General features: G+C 69.2%; 3 protein-coding genes. All 3 read left to right on the top strand.

Features of this window, described 5'->3' with window-relative positions; all coding sequences use genetic code 11:
- A partial coding sequence (locus AC5RUJ_RS14870) for an FGGY-family carbohydrate kinase (RefSeq protein WP_494156097.1) occupies nt 1-822 on the top strand: 822 nt, incomplete at its 5' end.
- Nucleotides 823-952: 130 nt separating this feature from the next.
- Nucleotides 953-1,627 carry a potassium channel family protein gene (locus AC5RUJ_RS14865; RefSeq protein WP_493977903.1) on the top strand — a complete coding sequence of 225 codons (675 nt, stop codon included), beginning with the start codon at nt 953-955 and terminating at the stop codon, nt 1,625-1,627.
- The gene (locus AC5RUJ_RS14860; protein ID WP_494128168.1) at nt 1,624-2,304 is read left to right on the top strand and encodes a potassium channel family protein; all 681 of its coding nucleotides are present in this window, start codon (nt 1,624-1,626) and stop codon (nt 2,302-2,304) included. Before AC5RUJ_RS14865 ends, AC5RUJ_RS14860 begins: the two co-directional genes overlap by 4 nt.
- Nucleotides 2,305-2,313 lie beyond the last annotated feature (9 nt).

The following is a 2,313-nucleotide window of genomic DNA, read 5'->3' as shown; positions in this document are numbered from 1 at the left end:
GATGCCACGGGGCTCCCGGAGGGCGTGCCGGTCTGCGCGGGCACCGTCGACGCCTGGGCCGAGGCTTTCAGCGCGGGCGTGCGGCAGCCGGGCGACCTCATGCTGATGTACGGCTCCACGATGTTCTTCGTCCAGGTCCTCGGGGAGTTCCGGTCCGAACCCAAGCTCTGGACCACGGCCGGCGTGGAGCCGGGGTCGCTGACCTTGGCCGCGGGGATGTCCACGTCCGGGAGCCTGACCACGTGGTTGCAGCGGCTGTTCGGCGACGTCCCGTTCGAGCAGCTCGTCACGGAGGCCGCCGCAGTGCCGCCGGGATCCGACGGTCTGCTGCTGCTGCCCTACTTCGCCGGCGAACGGACCCCTGTCTTCGACCCGGACGCCCGCGGGCTGATCACCGGCCTGTCGCTGCGCCACGGGCGCGGACATCTGTTCCGTGCCGCCTACGAGGGCATCGGCTTCGGCATCCGGCAGATCCTCGAGTACCTCGAGCACGCGGGCGAACCGATCCGGCGCGTCGTGGCCGTCGGCGGCGGCACCAAGGCCAGGCTCTGGACGGAAATCGTCAGCAACATCAGCGGGCGCGAACAGCTGGTCCCGGAACAGGCCATCGGCGCCAGCTACGGGGACGCACTGCTCGCCGCCATCGGCACCGGGGCCGTGCCCGCCGGGACGAACTGGGCGCGCACGGCGGCGACCGTGAGTCCCGATCCGTCGACGGCCCCGCTGTATGAAAAGCTCTACGCCACCTACAGCCACCTTTACCCGTCCAACCGGGAGCACATGCACGTGCTCGCCGCCCTGCAGGAGCCCGCGGCCGGGTAGGCGGTCCCGACCGGCGCGCGGGCGCCGGCGCCGTTTCGAACCCCGGGCTCATGGCATCGATGGACCGGTTCAGCGTTATGGTTGCAGTACATTTGATTCCCGCGTTGCAGCGGGTGCCGGAAGGACGTGGATGGCGCACTTTGTGATCATGGGCTGCGGGCGCGTAGGCGTGACGCTGGCCCACACCCTGGAGGATTCGGGGCACAGCGTGGCCATTATCGACCAGGACGACCGGGCATTCCGCCGGCTGCGCTCGGGGTTCACCGGCCGCAAGGTCACCGGCGTCGGATTCGACCGCGACACCCTGCGGCACGCAGACATCGAGAACGCCTACGCCTTCGCTGCCGTTTCCAGCGGCGATAACTCCAACATCCTCGCCACCCGGGTGGCCCGCGAAACCTTCCACGTGCCGCATGTGGTGGCCCGCATCTACGATCCCGGCCGCGCCGAGATCTACCAGCGGCTCGGCATCCCCACGGTGGCCGCGGTGCGCTGGAGCGCCGATCAGGTGCTGCGGCGGATCCTGCCCGAACAGGGCATCAAGGGCGACTTCCGTGAGGCCTCCGGCCGCCTGATCCTGGGTGAGGTGCAACTGGACGACGGCTGGGTGGGCCGGGAACTGGCCGAGATCGAAGCCGCCTCCGGCGCCCGGGTGGCCTACCTGACCCGTTTCGGCGAGGGAATCCTGCCCGCCCGCGGCACCCGCTACCAAAAGGGCGACATCGTCCACGCCATGATGGCGGTGGATTCGACCTTCGAAATCGACAGGATCCTGTCCAAGCCCCCCGTGGAGGAGTCCGAATGAGGGTGGTCATTGCCGGCGCCGGCAGCGTCGGATCGTCGATTGCTCGGGAGTTGCTCTCGAACAACCACGACATCCTGCTGATCGATCCGAAGCCCGAGGTGATCGGCCGCAGCGGGCTGAAGGGCGCGCGCTGGCTGATCGGCGACGCCTGCGAGATCACCACCCTGCGTGAAGCCCGGCTGGAAGAAGCCGACGTGGTGGTCTCGGCCACCGGCGACGACAAGGTCAACCTGGTGGTCTCGCTGCTGGCCAAGAGCGAGTTTGGCGTCGGCCGCACGGTGGGACGCGTGAACAACCCCAAGAACGACTGGATGTTCGACGACTCCTGGGGCGTGGATGTTGCCGTGAACACCCCGCGCCTGATGACCGCCCTGGTGGAGGAAGCCGTGGAGATCGGAGACCTGGTCCGGCTGCTGACCTTGCAGAGCGGCGTCGCGTCCATGGTCGAGTTCACGGTTCCCGCGGACTCGGCGCTGATCGGTCAGCGGCTCGGCTCCATCGCCTGGCCGCAGGATGCCACGGTGGTGGCCATCCTGCGCGACGACGCGCCGATCACGCCGAGCCCTGACGACGTGGTGGAAGGCAGCGACGAGCTCTTCTTCATCACGACCATCGCCGCCGAGGACGAACTGCGTGCGGTCCTGACCGGCCGGCCCGCCGCCGCGGCGGCCGACTAGGTCACGCGG

The sequence above is a fragment of the Arthrobacter sp. Y3223164 genome (genome assembly GCF_059091005.1).
This window is presented reverse-complemented; position numbering and strand designations above follow the sequence as displayed.